The sequence below is a fragment of the Streptomyces sp. x-19 genome (genome assembly GCF_046549115.1).
Taxonomy (GTDB): Bacteria; Actinomycetota; Actinomycetes; order Streptomycetales; family Streptomycetaceae; genus Streptomyces; species Streptomyces albulus_C.
Genome location: NZ_JAJPWK010000008.1, coordinates 123,673 through 137,787, shown reverse-complemented (window position 1 = coordinate 137,787; position 14,115 = coordinate 123,673). Strand labels below are relative to the sequence as shown.

12 protein-coding genes are annotated in these 14,115 nt (G+C 72.0%); 7 read left to right on the top strand and 5 right to left on the bottom strand.

Translation table 11 applies throughout. The features are described from left to right. Window positions 1-61 precede the first annotated feature (61 nt). The gene (locus ACLJT4_RS21125; RefSeq protein ID WP_411124038.1) at window positions 62-3,001 is read right to left on the bottom strand and encodes an FAD-binding and (Fe-S)-binding domain-containing protein; all 2,940 of its coding nucleotides are present in this window, start codon (window positions 2,999-3,001) and stop codon (window positions 62-64) included. Between the two features lie 100 nt (window positions 3,002-3,101). Then, window positions 3,102-4,295: a pyridoxal-phosphate-dependent aminotransferase family protein gene (locus tag ACLJT4_RS21120; protein WP_411124036.1), complete on the bottom strand. Its 1,194-nt coding sequence runs from the start codon at window positions 4,293-4,295 to the stop codon at window positions 3,102-3,104. 99 nt (window positions 4,296-4,394) lie between these two features. On the opposite strand from ACLJT4_RS21120, the gene ACLJT4_RS21115 reads away from it, so the two are divergent. The 3 genes from ACLJT4_RS21115 (at window position 4,395) to ACLJT4_RS21105 (ending at window position 7,415) form a co-directional block, all read left to right on the top strand. Continuing rightward, window positions 4,395-5,165 carry an IclR family transcriptional regulator gene (locus tag ACLJT4_RS21115; RefSeq protein ID WP_411124034.1) on the top strand — a complete coding sequence of 257 codons (771 nt, stop codon included), beginning with the start codon at window positions 4,395-4,397 and terminating at the stop codon, window positions 5,163-5,165. Between the two features lie 192 nt (window positions 5,166-5,357). Continuing rightward, complete coding sequence (locus ACLJT4_RS21110) at window positions 5,358-6,929, top strand: L-lactate permease (RefSeq protein WP_411124032.1); 1,572 nt, start codon at window positions 5,358-5,360, stop codon at window positions 6,927-6,929. Window positions 6,930-6,977: 48 nt separating this feature from the next. Then, a complete protein-coding gene (locus tag ACLJT4_RS21105) occupies window positions 6,978-7,415 on the top strand; it encodes a glutaredoxin domain-containing protein (RefSeq protein WP_411124030.1) in 438 nt (145 codons plus the stop codon). A gap of 138 nt (window positions 7,416-7,553) precedes the next feature. Here the strand turns inward: ACLJT4_RS21105 and ACLJT4_RS21100 are convergent, their stop codons facing one another. Beyond that, complete coding sequence (locus tag ACLJT4_RS21100; RefSeq protein ID WP_411124028.1) at window positions 7,554-8,036, bottom strand: MarR family winged helix-turn-helix transcriptional regulator; 483 nt, start codon at window positions 8,034-8,036, stop codon at window positions 7,554-7,556. 43 nt (window positions 8,037-8,079) lie between these two features. Here ACLJT4_RS21100 and ACLJT4_RS21095 point away from each other — a divergent pair, with 43 nt between their 5' ends. Both ACLJT4_RS21095 and ACLJT4_RS21090 read left to right on the top strand, forming a co-directional pair. Next, window positions 8,080-9,030, top strand: coding sequence for an alpha/beta hydrolase (locus ACLJT4_RS21095; protein WP_411124026.1), 951 nt, complete (start codon window positions 8,080-8,082; stop codon window positions 9,028-9,030). Between the two features lie 530 nt (window positions 9,031-9,560). Further along, window positions 9,561-10,421, top strand: coding sequence for an alpha/beta fold hydrolase (locus ACLJT4_RS21090; protein ID WP_411124024.1), 861 nt, complete (start codon window positions 9,561-9,563; stop codon window positions 10,419-10,421). 433 nt (window positions 10,422-10,854) lie between these two features. On the opposite strand, the gene ACLJT4_RS21085 is transcribed toward ACLJT4_RS21090, so the two are convergent. Next, window positions 10,855-11,412 (bottom strand): hypothetical protein, encoded by a 558-nt coding sequence (locus ACLJT4_RS21085; RefSeq protein ID WP_411124022.1) that lies wholly within the window; start codon window positions 11,410-11,412, stop codon window positions 10,855-10,857. A gap of 106 nt (window positions 11,413-11,518) precedes the next feature. Further along, window positions 11,519-12,106, bottom strand: coding sequence for a TetR/AcrR family transcriptional regulator (locus tag ACLJT4_RS21080; RefSeq protein ID WP_411124020.1), 588 nt, complete (start codon window positions 12,104-12,106; stop codon window positions 11,519-11,521). 135 nt (window positions 12,107-12,241) lie between these two features. On the opposite strand from ACLJT4_RS21080, the gene ACLJT4_RS21075 reads away from it, so the two are divergent. Further along, the gene (locus ACLJT4_RS21075; protein WP_411124018.1) at window positions 12,242-13,024 is read left to right on the top strand and encodes an oxidoreductase; all 783 of its coding nucleotides are present in this window, start codon (window positions 12,242-12,244) and stop codon (window positions 13,022-13,024) included. A 551-nt stretch (window positions 13,025-13,575) separates the two neighbouring features. Then, window positions 13,576-14,088, top strand: coding sequence for a helix-turn-helix domain-containing protein (locus ACLJT4_RS21070; RefSeq protein ID WP_016574913.1), 513 nt, complete (start codon window positions 13,576-13,578; stop codon window positions 14,086-14,088). Window positions 14,089-14,115 lie beyond the last annotated feature (27 nt).

Here is a 14,115-nt window from a genome sequence, read left to right as displayed (position 1 = left end):
TCCACGGCGGCACCGGCAGGCCGACGCCAGCTCCGTCCACCGGCCTTGCCCGCAACCGGACTCACCCGACCGCTCCGTCCCCCTCCCCGCGCCGGCGGCCGGGCGGGTCCGCGAGGGCGTCCCGTACGAGTTCGAGGGGGTGGCGCGCGGCGTGGTGCGTGGTGTGGGCGATCTGCTGGCGGCAGGAGACGCCGGTGGCCGCGACGGCGGTGGTCGGGGGCTCGGCGGCGAGCGCCGGGACGAGGCGGTCGCGGGCGATGCGCAGCGACAGGTCGTAGTGCTCGGCCTCGAAGCCGAAGGAGCCGGCCATTCCGCAGCAGCCGGCGTCCAGTTCGGTGACCTGGGCGCCGGGTATGCGGCGCAGCAGGGCCACCGTGGCGGCGGTGCCGACCTCCGCCTTCTGGTGGCAGTGCCCGTGGTAGACGATGCGCCGACCGGCGTAGGGGTTGTCGGGGCGCAGGTGGAGCCGCCCGGCGTCGATGGCCTCGGTGAGCAGTTCCTCGGTCTGCCGGACGCGTGCGGCGACCTGGCGGACCTCCGGGGCATCGGGATGCAGGCGAAGGTGCTCGTCGCGCAGGGTGAGGAGGCAGGAGGGCTCGCATCCGGTGATCGGGCCGTCGGTGGCGGCCAGTCGGCGGGTGAGGGCGAGCGAGGCCGTCGCGGCGCGGTCGAGCAGGCCCTTGGAGTAGGCGGCCCGGCCGCAGCAGCCGCGGCTCTCCAACCGGACCGCCCAGCCGGCGCGTTCGAGGAGTTCGACGGCGGCCCGGCCGACCGCCGGCTCGGTGTAGGTGGTGAAGGAGTCGGCGAGGAAGGTGACGGTTCCCAACGGTGCCGGCCGGCCGGGCGCGATGCGGTGCCGGTACCAGCGGACGAGGTTGCCGCGGAGGGGGAGGGGGAGCGGGCGGCCGGCGGCGAGGCCGAGCCGCCGCGCCAGCAAACGGCCGGCGCCGGGAATGTGTTGGAGCAGGGCGGGGAGGGGGGCGGTGGCGGAGCCGAGGCGGTTGAGCGTCCGGACGGCGCCGAAGAGGCGGCTGCGCAGCGGGACGCCGTGCAGGTCGTGGCGGTGCGAGAGGGCCTCGGCCTTGAGGGCGGCCAGATCGACGCCGAGCGGGCACTCGCTCCGGCACGCCTTGCACATCAGGCACAGGTCGAGGACCTCGTGCAGGCGGTCGTCCCCGAGCGCGGCCCTGGGGTCGGGCGCGGACAGCGCTTTGACGAGGGCGCCGGCGCGTCCCCGGGTGGCGTGCTGCTCCTCACGGGTCGCCATGTAGGTCGGGCACATGGTGCCGTGCGCGTCCTTGCGGCACAGGCCGATGTTCATGCACCGGTCGGCGGCGCCGCGCATTCCACCGGTGTCGGCGAAGTCCAGGCGGGTGCGCAGTCCGGGGGCGGGGGGCAGGGCGGGGTCGCGCAGGTGGTCGGTCATCGGCCCGGCGTCGACGATCTTGCCGGGGTTGAGGCGGGCGTCGGGGTCGAAGAGGCGTTTCACCGCGCGCATCGCGTCGTAGAGCTCGTCGCCGAACAGTCGGCGGTTGAACTCGCTGCGGGCCAGCCCGTCGCCGTGTTCGCTGGAGTTGGCTCCGCCGTACTCCGCGGCGAGGTCGCGGACCTTCTCGGCGACGGCGCGCAGGGCGGCGACCCGTGCGGGGTCGGTGAGGTCGACGAACGGGCGGATGTGCAGGCAGCCGACGGAGGCGTGGCCGTAGAAGCCGGCGGTCATGTCGTGCCGGTCGAGGATCTCCTTGAATCGGCGGGTGTAGGCGGGCAGGTGGGCCGGGTCGACGGCGGTGTCCTCGACGAAGGCCAGGGGGCGGTGGGTGCCCGAACCGGCGGCCATCAGCAGACCGAGCGAGGACTTGCGGACTTTGAGCAGGGCGGCCTGCTCGCCGGGTGCCTCGGCGAGCAGGGTGTGGTAGCCGTGGCCGTGACGCCGCCACCGTCCCGCCAAGTCGGCCAGTCTCCCGCGGAGTTCGTCCTCGTCGTCGCCGGTGAGGCTGACGAAGAGCAGGGCCTCGGGGGTGCCGTGCAGGAGCGCGCCGAGCGAGGCGTATTCGATCTTGCGGCGGGCGAGGTCGAGGATGGTGCGGTCCATCAGCTCCACGGCCGCGGGATCGCAGGCGAGGGCGTCGCCGGTGGCCTCGACGGCGGCGGCGACGGAGGCGAAGTGGCCGACGGCGAAGACGGTGCGGGCGGGCTGGGGGACGAGGCGGACCTCGGCCGCGGTGACGAGGGCGAGGGTGCCCTCGGAGCCGACCAGGAAACGGGCCGGGTCGAAGGGGCGTCCGGCGGCGGCGTCGGCGGCGACGCGGTCGAGGCGGTAGCCGCCGGCCCGGCGCCAGTGGGCCGGGTAGCCGGTGGCGATGGCGTCGGCGTGTGCCGCGGCGAGGGCGGGCAGTTCGCGGTGGATGCGGCCGTCCAGGGTGGCGCGGGCGGCGCGCCGGGCGCGTTCGGGTTCGGTCACGGGGGCGAGGCGCGCGGTCGTGCCGTCGGAGAGGACCACCTCCAGCGCCAGGACGTGGTCGATCGTCATGCCGTGCCGCAGCGAGCCGCTGCCCGCGGAGTTGTTGCCGAGCATGCCGCCGAGGGTGGCCCGGTTGCTCGTGGAGGTGTCCGGCCCGAAGACGAGGCCGTGCGCGGCGGCGGCGCGGTTGAGTTGGTCCTGGACGACGCCGGGTTGGACCCGGGCGGCGCGGGCGGTGGGGTCGAGGTCGGTGATCCGGTCGAGGTGGCGGGAGAAGTCGAGGACCAGGCCGGCGCCGACGGTCTGCCCGGCGAGGCTGGTGCCGGCACCGCGGGCGGTCACGGTGGTGTCGTGTGCGGCGGCGGCGCGCACGGCCGCGGCGACGTCCTCGGCGTGCCGCGGGAAGGCGACGCCGAGCGGGGTGATGGCGTACATGCTGGCGTCGCGGGAGTACAGGTGGCGGGTGTAGTCGTCGAAGGCGACCTCCCCGTCGAGGTCGCGTACGAGGCGTCGCCGCAGCGGCTCGCCGGCGGCGCTCATGCCGACACCCCGTTCCGGTCGGCCTCGCGCGTGCGAGGCCCGCACCGTTCGACGGAGGATTCGCCCTTCTTGTCCAAGCCGTCCAAGCCGTCCATGTGGTTCATGCGGTGCTCAATGCGTCGAGCGCGGCGGTGAGTCCCGCCGGGTCGGCCGGGAAGCCGTGGGCGGACAGGCCCATCTGGACGCCGGCCAGCGCCCCGGCGAGTTGCAGGTCGCTCAGCTGCCCCAGGTGGCCGATGCGGAACACCCGCCCGGCGAGCCGCCCGAGGCCGTTGCCGAGGGACATGTCGTAACGGTCCAGGACGGTGGCGCGGAGCGCGTCGGCGTCCTGGCCGTCCGGCATCAGCACGGCGGTCAGGGTGGACGAGTGCGCGCGCGGGTCGGCGCAGAGCACGGTCAGGCCCCAGCCGCGGACGGCGGCGCGGGTCGCGGCGGCGTGCCGCGCGTGCCGGGCGAAGACCTGCGGCAGGCCCTCGGCCGCCAGCAGGTCGAGGGCGACGTCGAGGCCGTAGAGCAGGTTGGTGGCCGGGGTATAGGGGAAGCGGCCGTGTTCGACGGTGTCGAGCAGGGGGTCCCAGTCCCAGTAGGCGCGGGGCAGGCGGGCGGTGCGGTGGGCTTCGAGGGCGCGCGGACCGATGGCGTTGAGACCGAGTCCGGGTGGGAGCATCAGGCCCTTCTGGGAGCCGGCGACGGTGACGTCGACGCCCCACTCGTCGTGCCGGTAGTCGGTGGAGCCGAGCGAGGAGACGGTGTCGACCAGGAACAACGCCGGATGTGACGCCTCATCAAGTGCACTGCGCAGCAGGCAAACAGGGCTGGTGACGCCGGTGGAGGTCTCGTTGTGGACGACGCAGACGGCCTTGACGCGGTGTTGCGGGTCGTGGGCGAGCCGGGCGGCGAGGGCGGCCGGGTCGGCGCCGTGGCGCCAGTCGCCGGGGACGAGTTCGACGTCGAGGCCGAGACGTTCGGCCAGCTCCTGCCAGAGCACCGCGAAGTGGCCGGTCTCGAAGAACAGCACCCGGTCGCCGGGGCTGAGGGTGTTGACCAGGGCGGCCTCCCAGGCTCCGGTGCCCGAGCTGGGGTAGAGGGCGATCGGTCCGGTCGTGCCGAAGACCGGTCCCAGGCGGGTCAGCACGCGCCGGGCCAACTCGGCGAAGGCGGGCCCCCGGTGGTCGATGGTGGGCGCGGCGAGCGCGCGCAGCACCGGGTCGGGGACGTTGGTGGGGCCCGGGATCTGGAGGAAGTGGCGGCCGGTGGTGTGGAACGAACCGGCTTGCTGTTGGGGGGAGTTCACGTGAGCGGTCCCTTCCCTGGAGGGTTGTGCCGTGTGGTGGCACGCTGTACCGTCTCAAGGCACGAGGAGCGTAGGACCGTTCCCCGGAGGGAGTCAACGGTGCAGAACGTGCGGAACGCGCTGCGCGTGTTGGAGGAGGTCGCCGAGCGCCAGCCGATCGGCGTCGCCGACCTGGCGCGCGCGATGGACCTGCCGAAGAGCTCGGTGCAGCGCACGCTCGGGACGCTGCACGAGGCGGGTTGGATACGTCCCGCCGAAGGCCGCCCGACCCGCTGGCAGGTGACCGCCAAGGCGCTGCACGTGGGCCGCCGCGCCACCGGCGAGTTGGGGCTGCGGGACGCCGCGGTGCCGGTGATGGAGGAACTGCGGGCGCGTACCGACGAGACGGTCCACCTGGCGGTGCCGGAGGGCGAACGGGTCGTGCTCGTCGAACGGTTGGAGACCAGTCAGCCGGTGCGGATCATCCTCCCGCTGGGGCAGGTCCTGCCGGTGCACGCGTCGGCGAACGGCAAGGCGGTGCTGGCGGCCCGGTCGGACGCGGAGGTGGCGGAGCAACTGGCCGGCGGGCTGGCCCGGTTCACGGAGACGACGGCGACGGACCCGGCGGCGCTGCGTGCGGAGGTCGACGAGATCAGGGCGCGTGGTTGGGCGGTGAACCGCGGTGAGTGGCGGTCGGACGTGTCCGCGGTGGCGGCGGCGGTGTTGGGGGAATCCGGACGCCCGGTGGCGAGCCTCAGTGTGAACGTGCCGACCGCTCGACTGACGGACCCGATGCGGGACCGGTTCGGGGCGCTGGTCGCCGAGGCGGCGGGACGACTGAGCGAGGCGCTGGGCGGACGCCCGGGGCGCTCGGCTTCGAGAAGGCCGTGACGCGGGGCCTCTTGACGGCCGCAGCACACGCACCCATGCTCTCCGGCTGACGGAAAATAATATCCGAATCGCGGAATTCCGTCATGCCGTTCGTGCGTCCGCGGACGGATCGAGCACTCCGAGTCCCGGCCCGCTCGGCCGGAGAGAGCGAGTCTCGCCGTGTACCGTCAAGTCACCGACCCATTAGGCCACTTGGGGCTCACCGCGCTGCTGGCCGCCACCCCACTCCTGGTCCTCCTGATACTGCTGGGCGTGGTGCGCATGGCCTCCCACCGGGCCGCCCTGTGGAGCCTGGCCAGTGCCGTCGTCATCGCCCTCGCCGCCTACCGGATGCCGCTCGGCCAGATCGCGGCCGGCGCCGCGGAGGGAGCGGCGTTCGGCCTCTTCCCGATCGTCTGGATCATCCTCAACGCGGTGTGGATCAACAAGCTCCAGCGCGCCTCCGGCCACTTCGACCTCATCGGCCGGACCTTCACCTCGCTCTCCCCGGACCCCCGCGTACAGGCCCTCGTCGTCGCCTTCTGTTTCGGAGCCATGATCGAGTCACTGTCGGGGTTCGGCACCCCCATCGCCATCACCTCGATCATCCTGCTGGGCCTCGGACTGACACCGCTCCGCGCCGCCGCCGTGGCCGCCTTCGCCAACACGGCGCCGGCCGCCTTCGGTTCGGTCGGCAACCCCATCCAGGCACTCGCCAAGGCCACCGGCTTCTCCGAACACGACCTCGGCGCCATGGTCGGCCGCCAGTCAGCGGTGATCGCCGTACTGGTCCCCTTCTTCCTCCTGCTGATCCTGGACGGGCGCCGCGGGCTGCGCGAGGTCTGGCCGGCGGCACTGGTGGCCGGCGTGGCCTTCGGAGTCGGCCAGTACGTGTGCGCGAACTTCTTCACCTACCAACTGACCGACGTCACGGCCGGACTCGTCTCGGTGCTGGCCCTCGTGGTCCTCCTGCGCTTCTGGCGCCCGGCCGGGACCCACCCCGCAGCCGACTCCGACCCACGACCGGGGACGGCCCCGCGCCTCCCGCTCCTCCAGGCGTTCGCCCCGTACGCGCTGCTCATCGTGGCGTTCGCGCTGGTGTCGGTGGACGGCCCGGTGGCCCGCTTCGTCGCGGCGCGCGGCACCTCGTTCCCCTGGCCGGGACTCGACGTCCGCACCGCCGACGGCACGCTTCCCAAGGCGGCGGTCTACGACCTCAACTGGCTCGGAACGGGCGGCACGGTGCTGCTGACCGTCGGCGTGCTGACGGTCCTGATCCTGCGGGTCCGGCCCGGCCGCGCGCTGCGCGCCTACGGTGAGGCGTGCGTCCAGATCCGCTGGGCCGCGCTGTCCATCGGCTGCGTCCTGGCCCTGTCCTACGTCATGAACCTCTCCGGCATGGCCGTCTCCCTGGGCGCCTGGCTGGCCGGGACGGGCGGTGCGTTCGCGCTGCTGTCGGGGTTCCTGGGCTGGTTCGGGGTGGCGTTGACCGGTTCGGACACCTCGTCCAACGCCCTGTTCGGCGCGATGCAGGTCGCCGCGGCCCACCGGGTCGGCATGGACGGCCTGCTGGCCGCGGCGACGAACAGCACCGGCGGCGTACAGGGCAAGGCCGAGGCCATGCAGAACCTCGCGATCGCCTCAAGCGCGGTGGGGCTGACGGGCCGGGAGGGCGAGATCCTGCGGAAGGTGATCGGCTGGAGCCTGTGCGTCCTGGCGGCGCTCTGCCTGGTGGCCTGGGCGCAGACGACACCGTTGCTGGACTGGATGGTGGTGGGCCGGTGACCGCACGCATCGCCGGGAGCGCTTCGACCCTCGGTAGCCTTTCTCCTCATGACGCGTGCTTGGATCTTGCCGGTGCTGTTGGTGCTCTGCGGCTCGGTCATTGCGACCGGGCAGTTCCTCAGCGGGGCTCCCGTCGCGGCCGCAGCAGTGCTGTTGCTGTTCGCGCTGCTCGCAGCGGTGAACTCGCCGCTGGCCTTTCCCAGGTCGACCGGTGCCTCGGAAGCACAGCGCCGTAGCGCGGCCGATGGCCGGCCGATCGTCTACTGGCGTCCGGGCTGCACGTACTGTCTGCGCCTGCGCCTCCGCCTGGGCCGCCACGCCCGCCAGCTGCATTGGGTCAACATCTGGCGTGATCCGGCGGCAGCGGCAACGGTGCGGGCGGCCAACGACGGCAACGAGACCGTGCCGACCGTCGTCGTGGCCGGCCGGCCGCACACCAACCCCGATCCGGCGTGGGTGCGTGAACAGCTTTCCCGCCCCGCGTGATCAAGAGCGGTGCCCCCGGCCAACGGGCCCTCCTCGCCGCCCACATGTCCCGCAGGTCTCGCAGGCAGGGACGTTGGCAAGTCCGGCCCCGACCGCCGAGGCCCGAGCCGGATGGCGACCGGGGCGCCAGTCAGCAGGTCAGCCGGTGGGTGTGCCGACCTGATCGCGTTCGAGCGTGGCGCGCAGGGTCGACAGGGCCCGCGCGGCCGCCGTCAGGGCGGGGGCCTCCAGGGCGCCTCCGAGTAGTTCGGCCAGGCCGCCCGTGACGGTCCGTTCCGACTCCTCGACGAGCCGCGCGCCGTCGTCGGTCAGGGCCAGCAGGGAGGACCTGCGGTCCGCCGGGTTCGGCTGCCGGGCGGCCCACCCCTGCTTCTCCAGGCGGTCGATGCCCTTGCTGGTGGCCCCGACGCCGATGGCGAATTCGGCGGCGAGGTCCGCCACCCGGCACCCGGGGTGGTCGCGCAGGTAGCTCAGGAACTCGTACTGCGAGGTGACGATCCCGTGCCGCTCGCGGAGACGGTCGTTGAGGGCGTTGTACAGGCGCGTCTCGCACCGGACCAGGTCGGCGAAGAGTCCGGAGAAGTCAGCTGCGGCGCGCTCTCCGCTCGATGTATATTCCACGGCATATAGTGTACAGGAATCTACTTCTGGCAGGAGTCTGTCCATGAGCAGGGAACAGCGCATCCGAGTCGACGAGATCCTGCGGCAGCCGGGCCCCGAGGGACCCCGGTCGGTCGAGGAAATCCGGGCCGGCTTCCGGCAGTTGATGGCCCAGATGATCGTGCCGCACAGCAGCATCCGCACCGCGCCGACGACGCTCGGCGACCGGCCCGCGCTGCGCGTCGAGCCGACGGGGGCGTCGGGCCGAGGGGCGGCCGCCGGCCCCGACGCCGGCACGATCCTGTACTTCCACGGCGGCGGCTGGGTCTTCGGCTCGCCCGAGACCGCCCTCTCGCTGACCGGGAACCTCGTCGCCAGGACCGGCCTCGGGGCGTACTCGCTGGACTACCGGCTCGCCCCCGAACACCCCTTCCCGGCCGCGATCGAGGACGGCCTGAGCGCCTACCGGGCCCTCCTCGACCGCGGAGAGGATCCCTCGGCCATCGTCGTCGCGGGCGACTCCGCCGGCGGCGGCCTCGCCGTCACCACCTGCCTCGCCGCCCGGGACGCGGGCCTTCCGCTGCCCGCCGCCCTCCTCGCCTTCTCCCCGGGCACCGACGCCACCCGGACCGGCGCAAGCATGGACACCAAGGAAGACATCGACCCGATCTTCACCCGCGCGGCCCTCGAACACACCGGAGCCATGCACCTCGCCGGCGCCGACCCGCGCCAGCCCCTGCTGAGCCCGGCCGTCCACGCCGACTTGACCGGCCTTCCCCCGATGCTGATCCAAGTCGGCGCCAACGAGATGCTGCTGGACGACTCCACCCGCCTGGCTGCACGGGCGAGCGCGGCGGGCGTGGACGTCATCCTCGACGTCACCGCCGACGTGCCGCACGTGTTCCAGTCGTTCGCCGGCGTCCTCGACGAGGCGGACGAGGCGTTGGACCGTGCCGCCCTCTTCCTGCGTCAGCGGATCAAGGGCGGAGGCGGCCCGCGGACGTCGGTCGCGTAGGGGTGCCGGTCGACGGGTGTTCGGGGCGGGTCGTTGCCGGGCCGCGAGGGGACGGAGGAGGGGATCGTCCTTCTGCCTGGCCTGGGGCGGCCTGGCCTGGCCTGGCCCGGGCCGCTTGCTGCGCCGTCCGTCGGCCACTCACCCCCGATGGGAACGCCTGATGGGTGAGGGGAGCCAAGAAGCCAACTTCCTGGTCGACCACGGCGGTGGGGGAGAGATCCCTCCGTCGAGGCCGAGGTCGAGGCCGAGGTCGTGCCGGGCGGGCGGCGACGTGCACAAGCGGAAGGACTCCTACGAGTAGTGCGGATGATCTTTCACTGAGTACGGTGAAGCATCAGATGGCGGGCGGCTGTTCGTAAGTCGCCCTCGTGGTTCCGCGCTCGCCCGTTGACGCTCGCCCTGCACGAAAACACCTCTGCGGCCGGGAAGGCGTCCCGCGGGAGGACGTCTCGTGCCCCTGCCGCGGCCGTGAGGGGGTGCGCGGCGCCGGGCGGGCAAGCGTGCACCGCAGACGCCGTAGAGGCCAGAAAGTGAGCAGACAGATGCAACCGACGTTCGTACTGGTTCACGGATCCTTCGCGAACTCCTTCTCCTTCGCACCACTCCAAGCCGAACTCGGCCTCCTCGGCCACCGCTCCGTCGCCGTTGACCTGCCAGGCCACGGGTTCGCCGCGACGTTCCCGCGCGCCTACCAGGCACCGCAGGACCTCGAAGGGCTCGCCACCACGCCGGGGGCGATCAAGGGCGTCACGCTCGCCGACACCGCCGCGCACCTCATCGGGACGTTGGAGCGGGCCAAGCGGAACGGGCCCGTCATCCTCGTCGCCCACAGCCGTGGCGGCATGACTGCCACCGTCGCGGCCAACCAGCGGCCCGACCTGATCGACCGCATCGTCTACGTCTCCGCCTGGTGCCCCGTCGACCTTGAAGTCAGCGCCTACTATGCCGAGCCCGAGATGGCCACGGTCGACTCCACAGGCATCGCGTCGGCGATGGTCGGCAATCCCGCCGAGCTCGGGCTGTTGCGCGCCAACTTCCGCACCGCCGACCCCGGCGTACTCGCGGCCTTCAAGGCGGCCTTCCTCGCCGACGGGACGGACGAGGAGTTCATGGTCTTCCTCAACACCTTCCAGCCCGACGAGAGCCTCGACGTCGGCACGCCCGACGACCGGGCGCAGGCCGACACCTGGGGCCGGATTCCCAAGACGTACGTCCGGCTCACCGAGGACACCAGCGTGACGCTCGCCATGCAGGACCGGATGATCCGCGAGGGCGACGCGCTGACGCCGGAGAACCCCTACGACGTCCGTACGCTCACGAGCAGCCACCTGAGGTGGCTGGTCGACCCGGTTCCGGCGGCCCGGCTCCTGGGCGAACTCGCCGAACTCTAGCCTCCGCCTGCCGGATCACGATCGGATGCAGGTGACGAGAGCGGCGGCGGTGACGACGCCGAGGTGGACGTCCCTGCCGGCTCTCTCCAACGTGTTGCGGTCCTCGTACCGTACCGTCCCTTGCCGAAGCCCGAAGCCCGAAGCCCGAAGCCCGAAGCCCGAAGCCCGAAGCCCGAAGCCCGAAGCCCGAAGCCCGAAGCCCGAAGCCCGAAGCCCGAAGCCCGAAGCCCGAAGCCCGAAGCCCGAAGCCCGAAGGCCGTCCGCCGTGCGAACCGCGGTGCAGACGGGCGGCCTTCTGGTCCGTGTTGGGCCCTGCCGGACGAGTGCGCACTGCGTCGTCGCGCGCTGTCGCCGCGGCGCCCGTGCCGACTTCCCCGAGGTACATGCGGCTGCCGAGCGCGCGTCACCCGTGTTGCCTGAGGCAGCTTCTCATCTACGCGGTGGGGAGGGCCTGGGGAAGCGCCTTGGAGAACATCTCGTACGCATCCAACAGACTTTGCCGCTGTTCAAGCCAACGCTGGTGCAAGGCCGAGTCGATGTCGGCAACGTGCGAAGGGCTGCGCCGGAGAGCGTCCACGGCCTTGAGGGCCGTTTCGAGTCGTCGGAGGGCCGCACCCGAGATCTCCTCAAGCTCCGTCACCTGACACACCACCACGTTGTCGAAATGCCCCCTCAGCACCTCCCCCTCCGCTCTCCGCAGCTTGTCGCGCACCTCGGTCAACGCCCGTCTGTTGCGAAGGGCGTACATCAACTCATCGAGCGCATCGACGGCCTCCCCGAGCTTCACCTGGAAGGCGAGGCAGCTCTGCCGGCGCCATTCGTCATGCTGGAGACGCCTCTCCTCCGTCTTCCCCTGCTTGTCCAACTCGCCTTGCTGAAGCAGCTGAACACGTGCCCCGCGCGCTGCCAGCCCTGCCCCCGCAGCAGCACCTGCCGCACTCGCGAATCCCGCCAAGCCAGCGGCCCAGACCGCGGCGACCCCCTGATCCATGCACAGGATTTTGCCGTGTCGGTTGCGCGAACGGAAGCGAGTCGCGACCGACGGCCCACACCCTCCCCGCGCAGATCAGGATGAGCCTGCACTGAGAGGCGGCCAGTCAGTTGGCGGTCGAGGTGCCGATGCCGTGCAGCAGCGTCCCGACGACGCGGGTGGCGAGGGCGTCCAGGGCGGCGTCGGTGTCCGGGGCCTGGGAGGCGGCCTCGTGGATCAGGGCGTAGTAGACGCGCCGCGCCCAGTCGAGATCGGTGTCGGGCGGGAGCACGCCGGCGTCGCGCAGGCGGACGAACAGCTGCGCGCACCGAGCGAGTACGTCGGTGTGGACGCGGGCGACCTCGGGGGCATCGGTGGGCAGGGCGCCCATGGCGAAGCCCCATCCGGTCTTCACGCGGAGCACGTTCGCGGTGACCTGGTAGAGCGCGACGGCGGGCGGGGCGGTCTGTGGCCGGGCGGCCTCGACGGCTTCGTGGAACCGCTGCGTCGCCCATGCGGCCAGCGCCGTGATCAACGCCTCCCGGGACGCGAACCGCCGGTGCACGGTGGTCCGCGCGACGCCTGCGGCCTCGGCGATCTGCTCCATGGTGGCCGCCGGGTTGGCGGACAGCACCCGCTCGGCGGCTTCGAGGATCGCGCGCACGGTCCGTTCGGTGTCGGCGCGCAGCGGTTTCGGGGAGGCGGGCAGAGCCATGGGCGGGTCCTTCCAGGAGAACGGCAACCCCAAGGGTACGTCAGAGAGGCAACTCAACCATTACTTGCAACATTGATGATGCATGTTCTAACTTATCTGCATCACCAAAGACGCGATCGGCGATGGAGGAGCACCATGGATCTGCAGTTGAACGGCAAGACCGCTCTGGTTACGGGCGCCAGCCGGGGTATCGGGCTGGCCGTCGTCCATGCCCTGGCAGCCGAAGGTGTGCGCGTGGTCGCCGCCGCCCGCACTCCCACCCCGGAACTGGCGGCGGCCGGCGCGATACCGGTGGCGGCCGACCTGTCCGACCCCGCCGCGTCCGCACGCCTGGTCACCGAGGCCGTCGCCGAACTGGGCGGCCTCGACATCCTGGTCAACAACGTCGGCGGCGGAGACGGTGGCCTCAACGGCGGCTTCCTCGACCTGACCGACGCCCAGTGGGAGCAGGTGGTGGACCTGAACTTCTTCGCCACCGTCCGCGTCACCCGCGCCGCCCTGCCCGCCCTGGCGGCCGCCCGCGGTGCGATCGTCAACGTGTCGTCGATCGGGGCCCGCGTCCCGCACGGCGGCCCCGTCGCCTACACCACCGCCAAGGCGGCCCTCACCGCGTTCGGCAAGGCCCTGGCCGAGGAGTTCGGCCCGCAGGGGGTGCGAGTGAACACCGTCTCCCCGGGGCCGGTCCGCACTGACATGTGGGAGAGCCCGACCGGCTACGGCGCCGAACTCGCCACCGCCATGAACATCCCCCACGCCGACCTCCTGGCCGGACTGCCGGCCGCGATGGGCATGCTCATCAACCGCCTCGTCGAACCCGACGAGGTCGCCTCCCTCGTCGCCTACCTGGCCTCTCCCCGAGCCGCCGCCACCACCGGCACCGACCACCTCATCGACGGCGGAGCCGTCAAAACCGCCTAGGAACCGCCCTGTTCGCCCTGGCTTGTCGCGCAGGAACGAGGGCCGGGCTCAGACGGTGCGCGGGCTCGTGGAGTACACCGTCTCCTGGCCCTCAAGGCGTCGACGGCTTGCATCGCCGCCACGAACGCCAGCCCCGAGCACTTCCTTGCGGCTGGGATGGCACGTTCCGCTGGGGCGCCCTCACCGAGCGGCGCCACTCCGCGGGTTGGTGTATTTGGTGCCGTGGGCCTTGGGTGTTCTGCCGCGTCTGCCCGTCGGCTCGGCCGTGGGTGCGCGTCGTCCCGAATGAGGCTCCTGGCGGGCCTGCTGACGGCAAGACAGGTGTGGTGACCCCGGCCCACCCCCGTGGGGGCCGGGGTGATGCTGATCCTCTGTGGACGAGGGGGGTTCTGTCAATTAATTGGTGATCGACCTGGCCAACCCCTCGCCTTTTGAGCGACTTGCCCCCTTTGCGAGGGATGCTATTTCCAATTAATTGGAGACGCGGCTGCCGAGGCGCGTCTCGGCTCGCCTAGGATCCAGACCGTGTCGATACGAAAGCGGGAGTAGGAGTGCAACCACCCGAGCAAGGGGGCGCGGCCGAACGGTTTGCTCAGCGGTTCAACCGCCTGAACGAGTCGATCTACCCCGCGACGCAGGCGAGGCCGTACACCGAACAGGAAATCGCAGACCAGATCCAGATGTCGGTCAGTCAGGTCAACAACCTGCGCAACGGCAGATCCGTGCCGCGCGGCGACCGGGCCATGCGGCTCGCCGCCCTCTACGGGGTTCGGCTCGACTACTTCTTCCTCCCGGACGACGCCGAGTACGTCAGGGAAGTGGAGCAGCATCTCCTCGCCATCGACGTGGAACGTCGCGGACTCCCTCAGATGCGAGCCAACCGGACGGCTGGCTCCGGCGGTGGCGCCGCCAGTGGCGCAGAGAGCCCGCTCGACGACGAGGTTCGGCACATCGCCGAAGGGTTGGCCGAACTGCCCAGTGAATTCCGCGACGTGGTCGGTACGCTCGTCGACACGCTGCGCGAGCGCATGGGCCTGCAACCCCGCGGCAGGAGATCACGGTGAATCGGCCCGAAGTTGTGACGACGTGGC